The sequence below is a fragment of the Nocardia sp. NPDC003183 genome, from assembly GCF_053590715.1.
Genome location: NZ_JBSFTG010000018.1, coordinates 101,249 through 117,783, shown reverse-complemented (window position 1 = coordinate 117,783; position 16,535 = coordinate 101,249). Strand labels below are relative to the sequence as shown.

Genomic DNA, 16,535 nt, shown 5'->3' with positions numbered 1-16,535 from the left:
TTCATCGACACACTATTGAGTTCTCAAAGAACACACGCACACACTTCTACCCACAACTTCTCGGAGGGGTTTCGGTGAGGCAAGGGTTCAAACTTTAGCTCAGGAAGCTCACCGGAAGCAAGTTCCGATCAAGTAACCCTGAACACATGATCAGTCAGGCGCTCAACGTCCTACCTCGTGTCCCGGCCGCTGGGCGGCTGAGTCGGTGTCCGTGTCGCTCTGACTCGAATAAAGTTACGTGCCGACAAACGCGAAGTCAAATCGGCTGGTCAAGGGCGGTTTCCAAGCAGCGGACCGGCGGTGAACCAGCTCGGTGCGGCCGCGGTGAAGCGGTGGCGGTCCCACTGTCCAGCGCCGGCGGGGATCGCGCCGACTATCGGGGTCTCGGTGACTCGCGGAAGGTCGTCGCGATTGCACCGGGAGGCGAGGTCGGGATCGGTCGGCCAGGAGCCGATGACCAAGCCGGCGCAGGGAACACCTGCCGCGGCGAGGGTCCGGGTGGTGAGTTCGCTGTGGTTGAGGGTGCCCAGGCCTGCTGCGGCGACAACCAGTACCGGTGCACCGATCTTCTGGGCGAGGTCGAGCAGGGTGAACTCGCCCATCCGCACCAGCAGTCCGCCCGCGCCTTCGACCAGCACCAGGTCGGCATCGGCGAGCGATTCGACGGCGGCGACGGTATCGCTCAGGGTCAGCAGCGGCATGGCCGCGCGCCGCGCGGCGGTGTCGGGAGCGAGTGGTTCCGGGTAGCGAGCGAGCTCGAGGGTGCGGGTCACCCCGGTCAGGCGGATGACTTCGGCGAGGTCGCCGGGTTCGCCGGGGGCGATGCCGGTCTGCGCGGGCTTGCAGACAGCGACCGTGCGTCCCGCTGCCTGCGCGGCCGCGGCCAGTGCCGCGGTGACGACGGTTTTGCCGACGTCGGTCGAGGTGCCGCTGATCAGCAGGACAGTCATGCCGTCACCGACTCCTTGCCGCGGGCCGATGCGAGAACGTCGCCGAGGACCTCGGCGATCGTCTCGAGTTCGGCGGATGTCAGGTCGGCGCGGGCGGTGAGCCGCAGCCGTGAGGTGCCTTCGGGAACCGACGGCGGGCGGAAGCAACCGACGTCGAGGCCGCGGGCGCGGCATGCCTGTGCGGCATCGAAGGCGACTCGAGCTTCGCCGAGGACGACGGAAACAACCGCGGAATCCGGTTCGGGGACCCCGGCGATCCGGGCGATGTCGGCGGCGCGGTCGAGGACGCGGGTGGCCATCGACGGGTCGCGGCGCAGCAGCGACAGCGCGGCGCGAGCCGCACCGACGGCGGCGGGAGCCAGGCCGGTATCGAAGATGAAGGTGCGCGCGGCATCGATGAGGTGGGCACGGATTCTGGCATCGGCCAGGACGACGCCGCCCTGGGCGGCGAATGCCTTCGACAGCGTCGCGGTGATCACGAGGTCCGGTTCACCCGCCAAGCCCAGCTCGTGTACGAGCCCGCGTCCGCCCTCGCCACGGACCCCGAGTCCGTGCGCTTCGTCGACGATCAGGATCGCGCCGTTCGCACGGGTGACGCGATGCAGGTCGGCCAGTGGTGCGAGATCGCCGTCTGCGCTGAAGACCGAATCGGTGAGCACCAACGCGCGCTCTTCGGTGCGCTCGGCGAGCAGTCGTTCGATCGCGGCGACATCGCGGTGCGCGGCGATCGCGACTCTGGCACGGGAAAGCCTGCACGCGTCGACCAGTGAGGCGTGCGAGCCCGCGTCGGAGACCACGAGGGTGCCGCGTCCGGCCAGCGCGGTGACCACGCCGAGGTTGGCGGCGTAGCCGGTCGCGAAGACCAATCCTGTTTCGGCGCCGACGAATTCGGCCAGTTCGAGTTCGAGGAGCGCGTGCTCGGTGGTCGTTCCGGTGACCAAGCGAGAGCCCGTGGAGCCTGCTCCCCAGCGCCGCACCGCCTCGATCGCGCCCTCGACGACCTCCGGGTGCCGGTGCAGGCCCAAGTAGTCGTTGGAGGCGAGGTCGATCGCGGACGACTCGGCGACGCGCTCGCGCAGATGCCTGCGTAGCCCCGCGTCGACCCGTTCGGCCGCACGCTCGTCCAACCAGCTCAACGGATCCGTACTCACAGTTGAGCAGCATACTTGAACACTGTTCAGGACGGTCGGGCTCATGCGATCGAGGCCTTCACCGCCGCGCCCACGGCCTCGGTGATGGCAGCGATGTCGGCGCTGGTGCTGATGAACGGGGGCATCGTGTAGACGAGATTGCGGAACGGGCGCAGCCAGGCGCCCGCGTCGACGGCGGCATCGGTCGCGGCACGCATATCGACGGGTTCGTCGAGTTCGACGACGCCGATCGCGCCGAGCACGCGGACTTCGGCTACACCGGGCAGCTCGGCCAGCGGCGCGAGGCCGGCCCGCAACTCCGACTCGATCCTGGACACCTCGCCTCGCCAGTCCCGCGAGCGCAGCAACTCGATCGAGGCGACCGCGACGGCGCAGGCCAGCGGGTTGCCCATGAAGGTCGGCCCGTGCATCAGTCCGCCGTGTGCCGCGCTGATGGTCTCGGCGATCCGCGTGGTGCACAGCGCCGCCGCCAGGGTGAGGTAGCCGCCGGTCAGCGCCTTGCCGACGCACATCACGTCGGGCGCGACGCCCGCGTGGTCGGCGGCGAACAGCTCGCCGGTGCGGCCGAACCCGGTGGCGATCTCGTCGAAGACGAGCAGCACGTCGTTGTCGTCGCAGATCCGGCGCAGTTCGGTGAGGTAGCGCGGATCGTGCCAGCGCATGCCGCCCGCGCCCTGGACGACCGGTTCGACGATCACCGCGGCCAGTTCGTCGCGATGATCGGCGACGGCGCGTTCGAGCTCGGCGACGTATCCGGGTTCGAACTCTCGTGGCGGCGCGGGGACGAAGACCTGCTCGGTGAGGACGTCGGTCCACAGTGAGTGCATGCCGCCATCGGGGTCGCAGACGCTCATCGGGGTGAAGGTGTCGCCGTGGTATCCCCCGCGCCAGGTGAGCAGCCGGTTCTTCGCCGGGCGCCCGGCGCCGCGCCAGTACTGCAGGCACATCTTGGTCGCGACCTCGACCGACACGGAGCCGGAGTCGCAGAGGAAGACCTTGTCGAGACCCGCGGGCGTGAGTTCGACCAGCAGTTGGGTCAGCCGGGTGGCCGGTTCGTGGGTGAGCCCGCCGAACATCACGTGACTCATGCGCTGGGATTGCGCGAGCAGGGCCGCGTCGAGGACCGGGTGGCAGTAGCCGTGGACGGCCGCCCACCACGAGCTCATCCCGTCGACGAGTTCGCGGCCGTCGGCGAGAGTGAGTCGCGTTCCTGCCGCGCTCGCCACGACCAGCGGCTCGGTGGTCGCGGGGAATCCGCCGTAGGGATGCCAGACGTGTTCGGCATCGAGGGCGGTGATCTGCTCGGGGGTCAGGTCCACAGGTTTCCTCGTCGTCGCCCGGTGCTGCCGAGACGACAGCCTTGAACACTGTTCAAGTTATCACCTGCCGTCATCGGCGGGCGGGGTGTCGGCATGACTGGCGATCGCAGCGGGGAGCCGGGCGAGGGCGTCGCGGACCACGGCGAGCGATTCCGCGCCCAGCTCGGCGGCGATCACCCGTTCGATGCGCTGGATGTGCTGCCCGGCCAGCGACATCACCTCCCGACCGGCCGTGGTGGTGACCACCAGCCGCGCGCGCCCGTCCGCGGGATCGGGCGCGCGCTCCACGTATCCGCACTTCTCCAAGTGCGTGACCAACTCCCCCATCGACTGCTGGGTCATTCCGGCGGCCTCGGCCAGCGCGGTCACCCGGGAGCCTTCCGGTGCGAGGTATCGGAACACCGCGTAGTGCGCTGGGCGCAGATCGGTTCCGAGCCCGGCGCGCAGCGCGGGGTTCAGCGCGCGCTCGTAGGCATCGGCCGCCTGGACCAGCAGTTTCAGCAAGGAGGACCGCTCAGCCATTGGCATAATAGGAAGGTTACCTTTATACCTGGATCATGGCTGCCATCGGTTCCGTCCTCACCTTTCGCAACGGGCATCGGGTCACGCTCGTCGATCGTGGCGCCGACGCGCAGGGCGCCTATCTCCGACTCGAACACGTACTGCCGCACGTCGGCCGGGAAGCAGGCCCGCACTGGCATCCGGAGATCAGCGAAACCTGGACCGTTCGCACCGGTCAGGTGCGCTTCCGGATCGGCGGCGAAGAGATCGTCGCGAAGCCCGGCGACACGGTCACCGCTGCGCCGCGCGTCGTCCACGAGTTCTGGAACGAAGCCGGCGACACCGTGATGGACCACGTGATCCGTCCGCCGCTGCGGCACTGGGAGATGTTCACGTTCTGGAGCGGCCTCGACAACGCGAACCAGACGACGACGAGCAAACTGCCCCGCAATCCGCTCGCCCTCGGGCTGCTGTGGGAGTACCAGGACGGCTATCTCGCCGGTCCGCCCGCATTCCTGCAACGGCTGATCTTCGGCGGACTGGCCGGGCTCGCGCGGCGCACGGGCTACGCGCGGCGGCTGCTCGCGACCACATCGGCCTGAGCGGCGGTCAGCGAGCGGCCGGTCACATCGTGCGCGGTGGGGCCCGGGGTTCCATTACTGTCGTAGCATGTCGAGCCCGAACGACCGACCCGAGGTGTGGCCGGGCACCCCGTATCCGCTCGGCGCGACCTACGACGGTGGCGGCACGAACTTCTCGGTGTTCTCCGAAGTCGCCACCGAGGTCGAGCTCTGCCTGATCGCCAAGGACGGCTCCGAGACCCGCGTCGACCTCGACGAAGTCGACGGCTATGTCTGGCACGCCTACCTGCCCTCCGTCACCCCGGGGCAGCGGTACGGCTTTCGGGTCCACGGTCCGTACGATCCGGAGCTCGGATTGCGCTGCGACCCCAGCAAACTGCTGCTCGACCCGTACGGGAAAGCGTTCGACGGCGAATTCGTCAACGATCCCTCGCTCTATACCTACGGGCTGGATTCGCTGGGCAACACGATGACCGGGGTGGTGATCAACCCGTTCTTCGACTGGGGCCCCGACCGGCCGCCGAACCGGCCGTACCACGAGACGGTGATCTACGAGGCGCACGTCAAGGGCCTGACGATGACGCACCCGGATATCCCGGAGGACCTGCGCGGCACCTATGCGGGCCTGGCGCATCCGGCGATCATCGGGCATCTGAAGTCGCTGGGCGTCACCGCGATCGAGCTCATGCCGGTGCACCAGTTCTTCCACGATCACGTGCTCACCGATCAGGGCTTGCGCAACTACTGGGGCTACAACAGCATCGGCTATCTCGCACCGCACAACCAGTATTCGGCCCGGCCGCGTGGCGACGGTGCGGTCGCGGAGTTCAAGGCGATGGTGCGCGCGATGCACGCCGAGGGCATCGAGGTGATTCTCGACGTCGTCTACAACCACACCGGCGAGGGCAACCACAACGGGCCGATACTGAGCCTGCGCGGGATCGACAACGCCGCCTACTACCGGCTCGACGAGGCCGACCCCGAGCACTACAAGGACTACACCGGCACCGGCAACAGCCTCAATGTCCGGCATCCGCACACGCTGCAACTGATCATGGATTCGCTGCGGTACTGGATTCTGGACATGCACGTCGACGGCTTCCGCTTCGACCTCGCCGCCACCCTGGCACGCGAATTGCACGACGTGGACCGGCTTTCCGCGTTCTTCGACCTGGTACACCAGGATCCGGTGGTGAGTCAGGTCAAGCTCATCGCCGAACCGTGGGACGTGGGTGAAGGCGGTTACCAGGTCGGCAACTTCCCCAGCCTGTGGACAGAGTGGAACGGCAAATACCGGGACACGGTGCGTGACTACTGGCGTGGGGAGCCCGCGACACTGGGCGAGTTCGCCTCTCGGCTCACCGGGTCGTCGGATCTGTACGAGTCGACGGGCCGCAGGCCCGGTGCCAGCATCAACTTCGTCACCGCGCACGACGGCTTCACGCTGCGCGACCTGGTGTCCTACAACGAGAAGCACAACGACGCCAACGGTGAGGGCAATCGGGACGGTGAAAGCCACAACCGATCCTGGAACTGTGGTGTCGAAGGTGAGACCGACGATCCCCGGGTCCTCGCGCTGCGTGCACGTCAGCAACGCAATCTGCTGGCCACGCTGATTCTGAGTCAGGGCACGCCGATGCTCGCCCATGGTGACGAGATCGGACGCACGCAACTCGGCAACAACAATGTGTACTGCCAGGATTCGCCGCTGGCGTGGATGGACTGGTCGCTGGCGGAGTCGAATGCCGACCTGCTCGAGTTCACCCGCACGGTGATCGCCTTGCGCACCGACCATCCGATCTTCCGGCGTCGCCGCTTCCTGGCCGCGGGGCCGAGCGACGATCAGGGTCACCGACGCGAGATCGCCTGGTTCGCGCCCGCGGGCACCGAGATGACCAACGACGACTGGGACAGCGGCTTCGGGAAATCACTGGCCGTGCTGCTCGACGGTGACGGCATCGCCGAACCGGGTCCACGGGGTGAGCGCATCACCGACGACTCGTTCCTGCTGTGCTTCAATGCGCACGACGAAGCGATCGATTTCGTACTGCCCGGACCGGAGTTCGGCGCGCAGTGGTCGCTCGCCCTGGATAGTTCGACCCCGACCGGCGCGGCCGACGCGGTGTACGCCGCGGCGGCGACGCTGCCGGTCGCCAGCCGCTGCCTGCTCGTATTGCGCCGAACCACCTAGCCGCCGAGCGAGACGATGACCGAGACCTATGTGACCGACCCGCTGACCATGCTGCATCGCGCGCCCGTCCGGGCGGGCACGGTGCGCAGCACCTACCGGTTGCAGTTGCGCCCCGACGCGCTCACCTTCGCCGATGCCCGCGCCATCGCCGAATACCTGCAGCAGCTGGGTATCTCGCACCTGTACCTGTCGCCGATCCTCACCGCGACGCACGGGTCGACGCACGGTTACGACGTCACCGACCCCACCACGGTCTCCGCCGCGCTCGGCGGGCCGACGGGCCTCAAAGCGCTCTCCGACGAAGTGCGGAGCCGGGGTATGGGATTGATCGTCGACCTGGTGCCCAACCATGTGGGTGTCGCCGATCCGCGGCAGAATCGGTGGTGGTGGGATGTGCTGCGCAACGGCCAGAAATCGCAGTACGCCAAGTATTTCGACATCGACTGGAGCTCGGGCAACGGCGCGGGCGGGCGGTTGGCGCTGCCGGTCCTGCAGAACGAGAACGACCCGGCCGCGCTCACCGTCGACCGGTCCGGCGCGGAACCGATGCTGGCCTTGCACGATCTGCGATTCCCGATCGCGGCGGGCACCGACGGTGACAACGCACTGCGCATCCACGACCGCCAGCACTACCGGCTGGTGAGCTGGAAGGCCGGGGTGTGCACGTATCGGCGGTTCTTCGCGGTGAACAGTCTGGCCGCGATCCGGCAGGAAGACCCGGAGGTGTTCGAGGCGACGCACCGGGAGCTGGCGGCCTGGTGCGAACACGATCTGATCGACGGCGTTCGCGTCGATCATCCGGACGGCTTGTCGCATCCGAGCGCGTATCTGACCCGGTTGCGGAGGCTGATCGGGCCGCAACGGCTCCTGCTCGTCGAGAAGATCCTCGCCAATCGCGAGCCGTTGGACGCGACGCTGCCGGTCGACGGCACCACCGGCTACGACGCGCTCGCCGATCTCGGTGGGGTGCTGATCGATCCGGCGGGCGAGGCGACGCTGACCGAACTGTCCCAGCACGTCGCGGGGCACGGCAGCGACCGGGCGTGGTTCGGTGAAACCGAGCATCGGATCAAACGCGCTGTCGCCGAAACCATTCTGGCGCCGGAGATCCGGCGATTGGTCGCCGCGATCAAACGCGACGGCAACGCGGGCAGTTTCGACACTCTCGCGGTGAGCAACGCGACCATCGAGGTACTGGCCTTCATGCCGGTGTACCGGGTGGATTACGCACCGCTGGCCGGGATGACGGCCGCGGTCGTGGCGGAGGTGGAGAAGCGCAACGCCGAGCTGACGGCGCCGCTGTCGGTGCTGGTGACCGCGCTGTCGGTGGGGGGTGAAGCGGCGACGAGGTTCTCGCAGGTGTGTGGGGCGATCACCGCCAAATCGGTCGAGGACACGATGTTCTATCAGGGTGCGCGGCTGGTGTCGCTGCAGGAGGTGGGCGGCAATCCGGCCCGATTCGGCCACTCCGTCAACGACTTCCACCTGTCCAACAGTGAACGCGCGCAGCGCTGGCCCGCGACCATGACGACGATCTCGACCCACGACACCAAACGCGGAGAGGATGTGCGTGCCCGGATCGGGGTGTTGTCGCAGGTCGCCGATGTCTGGTCGCAGCGGGTTCGAGGCTGGCTGGAGACCACCCCCGCGCCCGACGGGGCGACCGCGTTGTTCCTGTTGCAGAACATGTTCGGGGTGTGGCCCGCCGACGGGCGACCCGCCTCGTCGGTGCCGGGGCTGCGGGACCGGCTGCACATGTTCGCGGAGAAGTCGATTCGCGAGGCGGGCACGAAGACTTCCTGGGAGGAGCCGGACGCGGCGTTCGAATCGGCCGTGCACGGCTGGCTCGACGCGGTGATCGATGGACCGGTCGGTACCGGCATCGGCGATCTGGCCCACGAGCTCGCGCCGCACGCGTGGTCGGACGCGGTGGCGCAGAAGCTCTTGCAGCTGGGCGCGCCGGGGATTCCCGATATCTATCAGGGCACCGAGTTGTGGGAGGACTCCCTCGTCGACCCCGACAACCGGCGGCCGGTGAACTTCGCCACCCGGGTCGGGATGCTCCAGTCACTCACCGACACACCGACTTTGGACACCACCGGCGCGGCGAAGATGTGGGTGGTCGCCTACGCGCTGTGGTTGCGCCGGGAGCGGCCGGAGTGCTTCGTCGGCGGGATGTACCGCCCGCTCTATGCCATCGGTGAGCACGCGCATCGGTTCATCGCCTACGGGCGGGGGGCCGCGGGCGAAGCGCCGGAGGTGATCGTGGCGGCGACCCGGCATTCGGTCGGGCTCGGCACGACGGGCTGGCTGGACACCACTTTGCCGCTGCCGCAGGGCAACTGGACCGATCGGCTCACCGGGAACACCTTCGCGGGGAGTGCGCGGGTGGACAAACTGTTCGCTCGACTTCCTGTCGCGTTGCTGGTGCGCTGACAGCACTCACGGGCCAGAAGGCGCGCACCCGCGAGGGACCGACACTGCGCGAGCCGGTCCCTCGTGTCCAGCTCAGCGACTACGACGGAGTCCCAGATACTGCAGCGCGGCGAAACCGCCGACAGTCACCGACTGCATCACCGCCCACACCACACCCACCGTGGTGAGACCGAGCGCACCGGTCGACAGCGCGGCGAGACTGGCCACGACCCAGACGGTGTTGCCCATCGCCACCGCCGACGCCGCAGCCCGGTTGACCGGCGCCGATCGGCCGACGACGGCGACGGCGAGGCCGTAGGCGGTGAGGAAGGCGCCGATCGCGAGGCCGACACCGGCATCGAGTCCGAGCAGCCGTTCCAGTGGTTGCGCCAGTGCCAGGTAGGCCAGGCCGTTGGCGGTGGTGACGACGGCGTCGAGGCGCAGCGACAGCCGCAGCAGGTTCTCGCCGGAGGCGAACAACGCGGACAGGCGGGACGGAGCGGTGGTGGTCATGGCGGATCTCCTTGGCTGCGAAGGGGTCAGGTGGTGGCGGGAACCTGGTCGAGGAAGCCGTAGACGCTGTCGATGCGGCCGTCGGTGAGGACGGCGACGTCGAAGCCGATCACCACGGCGGGGGCGTCGGCGGGGCCGAGGCCCCAGGTGAAGCGGACCTGGTCGTGATGGGCGTCGACGGGACCGGCCAGGGTGAATGTCCAGTCGGGGAACTGAGCCTGGACACCGGCGATGGCGGCCTCGAGTTCGGCGTGGCCGGTGACCGCGACCAGCGGGTCGACGTAGCGGGCCCGCGGGGTGAACAGACGGGCGACGGCGGAGCGGCGGGCGGCGGGCTCGCGGGTGTTCCACGCTTCCAGGTACTGTGCGACGACGGTGTTCATCTCGACCTCCGAAATAGGTTGTGAGCTGGTGTTTCGCTGGTAGTTCCTGCGATGGGCACAACGTTATGGCGCGAGGGGGGTCGGTCGAATCAGTCGCGTATAGGTACTTTTCCCGGCGCGGCTGCCCGCGGTACCGGTACGGCGATACGGTGGAGCCCATGCTGCACGGACGCGATGTCGAACAGGCCAGGATCGATGACCTGCTCAGCGGGGCGCGCGCGGGGCGAAGCGGGGCCATGGTGGTGCGCGGCGAGGCCGGGATCGGGAAGACCGCGCTGCTGGATTACGCGGCAGCGCAAGGTGTTCCGACAGTGCGTAGCGCGGGGATCGAGTCCGAGGCCGAATTGCCCTTCGCGGCACTGCATCTGCTGGTCCGGCCAGGTATGGAGCTCGTGCGCCACCTGCCGTCGCGGCAGCGTGACGCGCTCGAGTCGGCGTTCGGGCTCGGCGATGGCGCACCCGCCGATCGGATGCTGATCGGGCTGGCGGTACTGACCCTGCTCGCCGAGGAGGCAGCCGACGGGCCGCTGCTGTGCCTGATCGACGACGCGCATTGGCTGGACCGGGCCAGCGCGGAGGCACTGCTGTTCGCGGCGCGCAGGCTCGAGGCCGAGGGAGTGGTGATGCTGTTCGCCACGCGCTCGGGGCCGCAGGATTTTCCCGCGCCCGGGCTGACAGAACTCGCCCTGTCCGGTCTGCGTCCCGAGGCGTCGGCGGCACTGCTCGATGCCGGTACAACCCCGCTGAGTCCGGCCGTCCGGTATCGATTGCTCACCGAGTCGGGCGGTAATCCCCTTGCGCTGCTGGAACTTCCGGCAGTAGTCGGCGACGGCAGTGTCGACGACGCGAATCCGCTGCCGTTGTCGCAGCGGTTACAGCTGGCCTTCCACGGCCGCGTCACCCGCTTGCCCACGTCGACGCGGACCGTGCTTCTGGTCGCGGCGGCGGCCGGTGCCGTGGACCTGGCGCCGATCCTGCGTGCCGCGGCCGGTCTCGGTGCGTCACTGCGGGATCTGCAACCCGCCCAGGACGCGGGCATGATCGGCACCGACGGTCAGGTGCTGACCTGGCACCACCCACTGCTGCGGTCGGCGGTGTATCAAGGCGCCGCGCTCACCGACCGGCTGGCCGCCCACCACGCCTTGGCCGACGCACTGAGCGGCGACGACACCGCGGACCTGCGGGCATGGCATCTCGCCAGTGCCGCAACAGGTCCCGACGAGAACACCGCCACCACACTCGAGCACACAGCCGACCGTGCCCGGCGCCGCCACGGCCTCCATGCCGCCGTGACCGCCTACGATCGCGCGGCCGCGCTGAGCATCGACACGAACGCCCGCGTGCGCAGACTCGTCCTCGCCGCCGAGTCCGCGACGGAGGCGGGCCTCACCGACCGCGCAGAGCGACTGGCCGAGCGAGCCGCGTCCCTGTGGAGCGACGTCCGCGAGCCGGCGGGCGATGCCCCCGGCGCGCCAGCAACCGGTGGCCCGGCGCAGCAGGCGGCGCAGCCTGGCGAACGAGAGGCTGTCGGCTCTGCCGGGGTAGTCGGCGAGGGCGGCGAGGGCGGCGAGCAGGGTAGCGCGGCCGAGGAAGGCGGAGCCGCGTTCGAGCTGCGGCTGGACCTGGTGCGGGCGCAGGCCGAATTCGCGGGCGGCAAACCGGGTTCCGCGCATCGGCGGTTGATGTCAGCGGCCGTCGCGATGCGCGAATCCGATCCCCGTGGCGCGGCTCGGATTCTGACCAAGGCCGTGCACACCGCCTGGTACCTCGGACCCGATGAGCTCGACGAGGTCGCCGATGTCCTGGCGACGCTGCGGCTGATGGAGGAAGACCCCGCGACGCCGATCGCGCGATATCTGACCGGGTCGGTGACAGGTCAGCGGGTCGCCGACCTGCGGGACGCGGCGGCCGCCGCCCGGACCGGCGGAGCGGACAGTCCGGCCGACCTGGTGCAGCTGTGTGGCAGCGGTTTGGTCGTCGGGCAGGACGAGCAGGTCGAGGAACTGGCCGGCGAGTTGATCAGGGAATGCCGGGAGCAGGGGCGGATCGGGTTGCTGGCGCCGCTGCTGTTCTTCCGATCGGAGGGGTTGTTGTTCGGCGGGCGACCGAGGGAGAGCCGGATCGCGGCCGAGGAAGGGCTGCGGATCGCACAGGACAGCGGACAGGCGCAGTGGAACAGTCAGATCCACGCATTTCTCGCGTATCTCGCCGCGCTACAGGGTGATTCGGCAGCGTGTCGCGACCATGCCGAGCGTGCGGCGGCCGAGGAATTCGGCGGGCCGGGCGCGGTCGGTGCGTCGTGGGCGCACGCGGCCGTGGCGCTGCTGGCCCTCGGTGAAGGCAGGCTGGAGCAGGCAAGGACCGAGCTCGCGCAGATGACGATCGAACCGGCGCGGCACCATGTCATCGGGCTGCGCACACTGCCGGATCAGATCGAGGTGGCGGTTCGGCTCGGCGCGACCGACCGCGCGACCGAGGCGCTGGATCGGCTCACCGCCTGGTCGCAGCGGACCGAGCAGGAGTGGATCGCGGCGCTGGCGGCCCGTGGCCGGGCGTTGCTGGCCGACGGCCCGGCGGCCGAACAGCATTTCGTGGCCGCGCTCGCCGCCAACCGGCCGTTCGACGAAGCCCGCACTCGGCTGCTCTACGGCGAGTGGCTACGCCGCGACAAGCGCAAGGTCGACGCGCGGACCCAGCTGGAACAGGCGACAGCGCTGTTCGATCGGCTCGGCGCGGCACCGTGGAGCGAACGCGCGCGCACCGAACTGGGCGCGCTCGGTGTCGGAACCGGTACGCGTGCGAGCGGCGGCCCGCTGAGCCTGCTCACCCCGCAGGAATCACAGATCGTGCGGCTGGCCGCGCAGGGATTGTCGAATCGGGAGATCGCGGCACGGCTGTTCCTGAGCCACCGCACCGTCGGCCATCACCTGTACAAGGCGTATCCGAAGCTGGGCGTGCTGTCGCGCGGTGAGTTGAGTTCGCTCGACCTGACGGAATGATCCGCCATCCGGGGTGCACGAACCTGGCCTGGTGCCCGAATCAGTGGCGCGACGCGGTGCGGGTGGCGCCGACGGTCCAGCGAACGGCGGCGACCGCGGCGGCCGCCAGCACCGCGACCTGCGGCGACCCGATGATCAGCAGCAGCAGCGCGGCGACCACGAGCGCGGCAACGAGCGCCTCGAGCTTGTAGACCGGCCAAGCACTACCCGCGATGTCGACGGTCGCGGATGCTGCCGATGAGGTGAGCACTGCCATGCAGACCAGGATAGGCGTACATCGAAGTTCGGTCCACCGAACTTGTTCGAGTGGCTCTATCGGGAACATCACAGGGCGATGGTTCGTTGTGCAGGTCATGCCACTCACAGGAGAGTACGCACCGAGCACTTCGGACTGGGCACGCGAACAGGCCGAGACCTACGAGAACTCCGGCGGCGCCGAGGGCACCTCGTTGCAGGGCAAGCCCGTCATCCTGCTCACCACCAAGGGCGCCAAGACCGGCAAGCTGCGCAAGACGCCGCTGATGCGGGTCGAGCACGACGGCGAGTACGCCGTCGTCGCGTCGCTGGGCGGGGCGCCGAAGAATCCCGTCTGGTACCACAACATCAAGGCCGATCCGCACGTCGAACTGCGCGACGGCACCACCACCAAGGACTACACCGCACGCGAGCTCACCGGCGACGAGCGAGCGCAGTGGTGGGAGCGCGCGGTCGCCGTGTGGCCCGACTACGACGAGTACACGAAGAAGACCGATCGCGTGATCCCGGTCTTCGTCCTCACGCCGCGCTGAACCGCAGGTCCGAGCCCACCCGCCGCGGTCGCCGCGGCGGGTGGTTCCGCTCGCCGAGCGCGCGAACCGCCTCGGTAGCATTGTCCGGGTGTCCCCCATCGCTGACGTCGCCGAAGTGTCCGTAATCCGTCCGCCGCTCACCGCGGACGAGATCGACGCCGCCGCCAAGCGAATTTCCGACATCATCGAGCCGACTCCGCTGCAGTACAGCGCGCGGCTGTCGGCGAGCACCGGTGCGCAGGTGTACCTCAAGCGCGAAGACCTCACCGCGGTTCGCTCCTACAAGCTGCGCGGCGCCTACAACCTGATGGTGCAGCTCACCGCCGCCGAGCGCGCGGCCGGTGTGGTCACCGCCAGCGCGGGCAATCACGCGCAGGGCGTGGCGTTCGCCTGCCGGGCGATGGGTGTGCGCGGGCGCATCTATGTGCCGACCACCACCCCCAAGCAGAAGCGCGACCGCATCCGCGTGCACGGCGGCGAGTTCGTCGAGCTGATCGCCGTCGGCGAGACCTACGACGCCGCGGCCGCGGCCGCCGCCGACGATGTCGCCCGCACCGGCGCCACCATGGTGCCGCCGTTCGACGACCCGCGCACCGCCGCGGGGCAGGGCACCATCGCCGCGGAGTTCCTCGACCAGCTCGGCACGGCCCCCGACCTGGTGATCGTCCCGGTCGGCGGCGGCGGCTGCCTCGCCGGCATCGGCACCTACCTGCGCGAACGCGCACCGCACACCGGTCTGCTGGCCGTCGAACCCGCGGGCGCGGCCTCGCTGACCGCCGCGCTGGTCGCCGGCGCACCGGTGACGCTGCCCGAGATCGACCCGTTCGTCGACGGCGCCGCCGTGCGCCGCATCGGCGAACTGCCCTACCGGGCGGCAGCGTCGTTCGGCGGCCGGATGGTCTCGCATGCCTCGCTGCCCCTGCTCACCACACCCGGATCCTCCACCGGGACAGCGGCTTTCCGGGTGATGCTGGTCGACGAGGGCGCTATCTGCACCGCGATGCTCGACCTCTACCAGAGCGAAGGCATCATCGCCGAGCCCGCGGGCGCGCTGGCCACCGCGGCCTTGGCCGAGATCGACATCGCGCCCGACAGCACGGTCGTGGTGCTGGTCTCGGGTGGCAACAACGATGTGTCGCGCTACGGCGAGATCATCGAGCGCTCACTGGTGCACCGTGGTCTCAAGCACTACTTCCTGGTCGACTTCCCGCAGGAGCCCGGTGCGCTGCGCCGCTTCCTCGACGATGTTCTCGGCCCCGACGACGACATCACCATGTTCGAGTACGTCAAGCGCAACAACCGGGATACCGGGGCCGCACTGGTCGGCATCGAGCTCGGTGCCACCGACAATCTGGCGTCGTTGATGCACCGTATCGAGGAGTCCCCGATCCAGGCCGAACGCCTGGAACCGGGCTCCCCCGCCTATCGCTACCTGACGTAGGTCCGCCGCGCGGCGGTCACGCCGCCGCGCGGTCCTCGCGGTGTCCGGACGTGCGACTCGCGCGCACGCTCGACACGACCAGCGGCAGTAGCCAGCCCATGGCGAGCTGGTCGTAGGGCAGCAGTATCTGGTCGAGACGGTTGTGGACGTAGGCCACCGAGAGGCCCGACTGCGGGTCGACCCAGCCGAACGAACCGCCGAGCCCGATATGGCCGAAGCCGTGCCGCGCGCCGGGGACGGGCAACGAGTGATAGCCCAGGTGCCACATCATCGGCAGGTAGAACAGCGCGTGGTCGAGCCGGTAGCTCTGCACCCGGCGGATCGCGGCGTGCGTGCTCTGCTGCAGGTACGGCGTGCCGTCGACGGTGACGCCGTCGGCCAGCGCCGCGTACATCTTCGCCAATCCGGCGGCCGTCGCGACACCGTTGCCCGCGGGCATCTCGGTGTTCAGGATCGTGGGGTCGTCACCGTCGAGAATGCCGTCGAGGCCGGGCACGAACAGGCAGCGAGCGGCCGCGCCGAGCGGTCCGGGCAGCCGGAATCCGACATTGGCGAGGAAACTGGCGCCGACGGGATGCGCGGCGAAGCTCAGGTGCGCGCCGGCCAGCCGGGCGTATTCGGTCGACGAGTCCGCGGCGGGGCGACCGAGGTGGATGCCGTCGATACCGAGCGGATCGGTGACCTCGGTGCGGATCAGCTCGCTCATACTCCGGCCGGTCACGCCCCTGGCCAGGCCCGCGAGCAGCCAGCCGTAGGTCAGGGCGTGATAGGTGGGGGTGCCGAGCATCCGGTCCGGGGTGGCCAGTGCCAGGCGGTCCTCCATCAACTCGTGATCGAGGGCTTCCGCGGCGGTGTTGGCGACCGAGGACAGCGACGACAGCCCGGAGCGGTGGGTGAGCACGTCGGCGACGGTGATCGCGCCCTTGCCGTGCGCGGCGAAACGCGGCCAGTATTCGGCGACCGGCGCCTGGTAGTCGATCAGTCCGCGGTCGGCGAGCCGGTGGATGACGGTGGCGGTGACACCCTTGGTCGCGGAGAACACGATCGCGCCGGTTTCGGCGTTCCATGGTCGGTCACCCGCACTACCGGTCCAGAAATGGGCGAGTGGTTCACCGTGCCGATAGATCGCGAGCGCACCGCCCGCATCGCGGCGATGGCCGATCAAGGTGGCGAAAGCGCGCACCAGCGGACCGAATCCGGCCGGGGCGAAACCCCCGACACCGGCCGGGAGGGCAGCGCTGTCCTGCCCGTAAGCGTCGTTGCTCATCATCCGACTATACGGCGTTATGCCTATTCGGCAACG

Annotated in this window: 14 protein-coding genes; 6 read left to right on the top strand and 8 right to left on the bottom strand. The window is 69.2% G+C overall.

Features of this window, described 5'->3' with window-relative positions:
* Nucleotides 1-269: 269 nt before the first annotated feature.
* From bioD to ACWDXS_RS31870, 4 genes are read right to left on the bottom strand one after another with little or no spacing between them, the layout of a single operon-like run.
* Entirely contained in the window at nucleotides 270-950 is a 681-nt protein-coding gene (bioD, locus tag ACWDXS_RS31885) for a dethiobiotin synthase (RefSeq protein ID WP_449971463.1), read from the bottom strand.
* Complete coding sequence (locus ACWDXS_RS31880; protein ID WP_449971460.1) at nucleotides 947-2,146, bottom strand: 8-amino-7-oxononanoate synthase; 1,200 nt, start codon at nucleotides 2,144-2,146, stop codon at nucleotides 947-949. Before ACWDXS_RS31880 ends, bioD begins: the two co-directional genes overlap by 4 nt.
* Entirely contained in the window at nucleotides 2,143-3,420 is a 1,278-nt protein-coding gene (locus ACWDXS_RS31875; RefSeq protein ID WP_449971457.1) for an adenosylmethionine--8-amino-7-oxononanoate transaminase, read from the bottom strand. The genes ACWDXS_RS31880 and ACWDXS_RS31875 overlap by 4 nt, the downstream gene beginning before the upstream one ends.
* 60 nt (nucleotides 3,421-3,480) lie before the next feature.
* The gene (locus ACWDXS_RS31870; RefSeq protein WP_449971454.1) at nucleotides 3,481-3,942 is read right to left on the bottom strand and encodes a MarR family winged helix-turn-helix transcriptional regulator; all 462 of its coding nucleotides are present in this window, start codon (nucleotides 3,940-3,942) and stop codon (nucleotides 3,481-3,483) included.
* A 35-nt stretch (nucleotides 3,943-3,977) separates the two neighbouring features.
* On the opposite strand from ACWDXS_RS31870, the gene ACWDXS_RS31865 reads away from it, so the two are divergent.
* The 3 genes from ACWDXS_RS31865 to treY all read left to right on the top strand — a co-directional run bounded on the left by ACWDXS_RS31865 (nucleotide 3,978) and on the right by treY (nucleotide 9,129).
* A complete protein-coding gene (locus ACWDXS_RS31865; RefSeq protein ID WP_449971451.1) occupies nucleotides 3,978-4,523 on the top strand; it encodes a cupin domain-containing protein in 546 nt (181 codons plus the stop codon).
* Nucleotides 4,524-4,590: 67 nt separating this feature from the next.
* Nucleotides 4,591-6,693 (top strand): glycogen debranching protein GlgX, encoded by a 2,103-nt coding sequence (gene glgX, locus ACWDXS_RS31860; protein ID WP_449971448.1) that lies wholly within the window; start codon nucleotides 4,591-4,593, stop codon nucleotides 6,691-6,693.
* A gap of 48 nt (nucleotides 6,694-6,741) precedes the next feature.
* Nucleotides 6,742-9,129: a malto-oligosyltrehalose synthase gene (gene treY / locus ACWDXS_RS31855; RefSeq protein WP_449971469.1), complete on the top strand. Its 2,388-nt coding sequence runs from the start codon at nucleotides 6,742-6,744 to the stop codon at nucleotides 9,127-9,129.
* Between the two features lie 72 nt (nucleotides 9,130-9,201).
* On the opposite strand, the gene ACWDXS_RS31850 is transcribed toward treY, so the two are convergent.
* On the bottom strand, nucleotides 9,202-9,621 hold the full coding sequence (locus tag ACWDXS_RS31850; protein ID WP_449971445.1) for a hypothetical protein: 420 nt from the start codon (nucleotides 9,619-9,621) through the stop codon (nucleotides 9,202-9,204).
* Between the two features lie 26 nt (nucleotides 9,622-9,647).
* On the bottom strand, nucleotides 9,648-10,004 hold the full coding sequence (locus tag ACWDXS_RS31845) for a nuclear transport factor 2 family protein (protein WP_378992660.1): 357 nt from the start codon (nucleotides 10,002-10,004) through the stop codon (nucleotides 9,648-9,650).
* Between the two features lie 158 nt (nucleotides 10,005-10,162).
* Between ACWDXS_RS31845 and ACWDXS_RS31840 the strand changes: the two genes are divergently transcribed.
* Entirely contained in the window at nucleotides 10,163-13,003 is a 2,841-nt protein-coding gene (locus ACWDXS_RS31840) for an AAA family ATPase (RefSeq protein ID WP_449971442.1), read from the top strand.
* A gap of 40 nt (nucleotides 13,004-13,043) precedes the next feature.
* Here the strand turns inward: ACWDXS_RS31840 and ACWDXS_RS31835 are convergent, their stop codons facing one another.
* The gene (locus ACWDXS_RS31835; protein ID WP_379316668.1) at nucleotides 13,044-13,259 is read right to left on the bottom strand and encodes a hypothetical protein; all 216 of its coding nucleotides are present in this window, start codon (nucleotides 13,257-13,259) and stop codon (nucleotides 13,044-13,046) included.
* A 97-nt stretch (nucleotides 13,260-13,356) separates the two neighbouring features.
* On the opposite strand from ACWDXS_RS31835, the gene ACWDXS_RS31830 reads away from it, so the two are divergent.
* Both ACWDXS_RS31830 and ilvA read left to right on the top strand, forming a co-directional pair.
* The gene (locus tag ACWDXS_RS31830; RefSeq protein ID WP_378992654.1) at nucleotides 13,357-13,791 is read left to right on the top strand and encodes a nitroreductase family deazaflavin-dependent oxidoreductase; all 435 of its coding nucleotides are present in this window, start codon (nucleotides 13,357-13,359) and stop codon (nucleotides 13,789-13,791) included.
* Nucleotides 13,792-13,879: 88 nt separating this feature from the next.
* On the top strand, nucleotides 13,880-15,232 hold the full coding sequence (gene ilvA / locus ACWDXS_RS31825) for a threonine ammonia-lyase IlvA (protein WP_378992653.1): 1,353 nt from the start codon (nucleotides 13,880-13,882) through the stop codon (nucleotides 15,230-15,232).
* 16 nt (nucleotides 15,233-15,248) lie between these two features.
* On the opposite strand, the gene ACWDXS_RS31820 is transcribed toward ilvA, so the two are convergent.
* Entirely contained in the window at nucleotides 15,249-16,499 is a 1,251-nt protein-coding gene (locus ACWDXS_RS31820) for a serine hydrolase domain-containing protein (RefSeq protein WP_449971437.1), read from the bottom strand.
* Between the last annotated feature and the right edge of the window lie 36 nt (nucleotides 16,500-16,535).

Excerpts from the sequence above, each read along its gene's own strand:
- bioD (WP_449971463.1), bottom strand. The coding sequence starts at position 950 with ATGACTGTCCTGCTGATCAGCGGCACCTCGACCGACGTCGGCAAAACC.
- ACWDXS_RS31880 (WP_449971460.1), bottom strand. The coding sequence starts at position 2,146 with ATGAGCCCGACCGTCCTGAACAGTGTTCAAGTATGCTGCTCAACTGTG.
- ACWDXS_RS31870 (WP_449971454.1), bottom strand. The coding sequence starts at position 3,942 with ATGGCTGAGCGGTCCTCCTTGCTGAAACTGCTGGTCCAGGCGGCCGAT.
- ACWDXS_RS31865 (WP_449971451.1), top strand. The coding sequence starts at position 3,978 with ATGGCTGCCATCGGTTCCGTCCTCACCTTTCGCAACGGGCATCGGGTC.
- glgX (WP_449971448.1), top strand. The coding sequence starts at position 4,591 with ATGTCGAGCCCGAACGACCGACCCGAGGTGTGGCCGGGCACCCCGTAT.
- treY (WP_449971469.1), top strand. The coding sequence starts at position 6,742 with ATGCTGCATCGCGCGCCCGTCCGGGCGGGCACGGTGCGCAGCACCTAC.
- ACWDXS_RS31850 (WP_449971445.1), bottom strand. The coding sequence starts at position 9,621 with ATGACCACCACCGCTCCGTCCCGCCTGTCCGCGTTGTTCGCCTCCGGC.
- ACWDXS_RS31845 (WP_378992660.1), bottom strand. The coding sequence starts at position 10,004 with ATGAACACCGTCGTCGCACAGTACCTGGAAGCGTGGAACACCCGCGAG.
- ACWDXS_RS31840 (WP_449971442.1), top strand. The coding sequence starts at position 10,163 with ATGCTGCACGGACGCGATGTCGAACAGGCCAGGATCGATGACCTGCTC.
- ACWDXS_RS31835 (WP_379316668.1), bottom strand. The coding sequence starts at position 13,259 with ATGGCAGTGCTCACCTCATCGGCAGCATCCGCGACCGTCGACATCGCG.
- ACWDXS_RS31830 (WP_378992654.1), top strand. The coding sequence starts at position 13,357 with ATGCCACTCACAGGAGAGTACGCACCGAGCACTTCGGACTGGGCACGC.
- ACWDXS_RS31820 (WP_449971437.1), bottom strand. The coding sequence starts at position 16,499 with ATGAGCAACGACGCTTACGGGCAGGACAGCGCTGCCCTCCCGGCCGGT.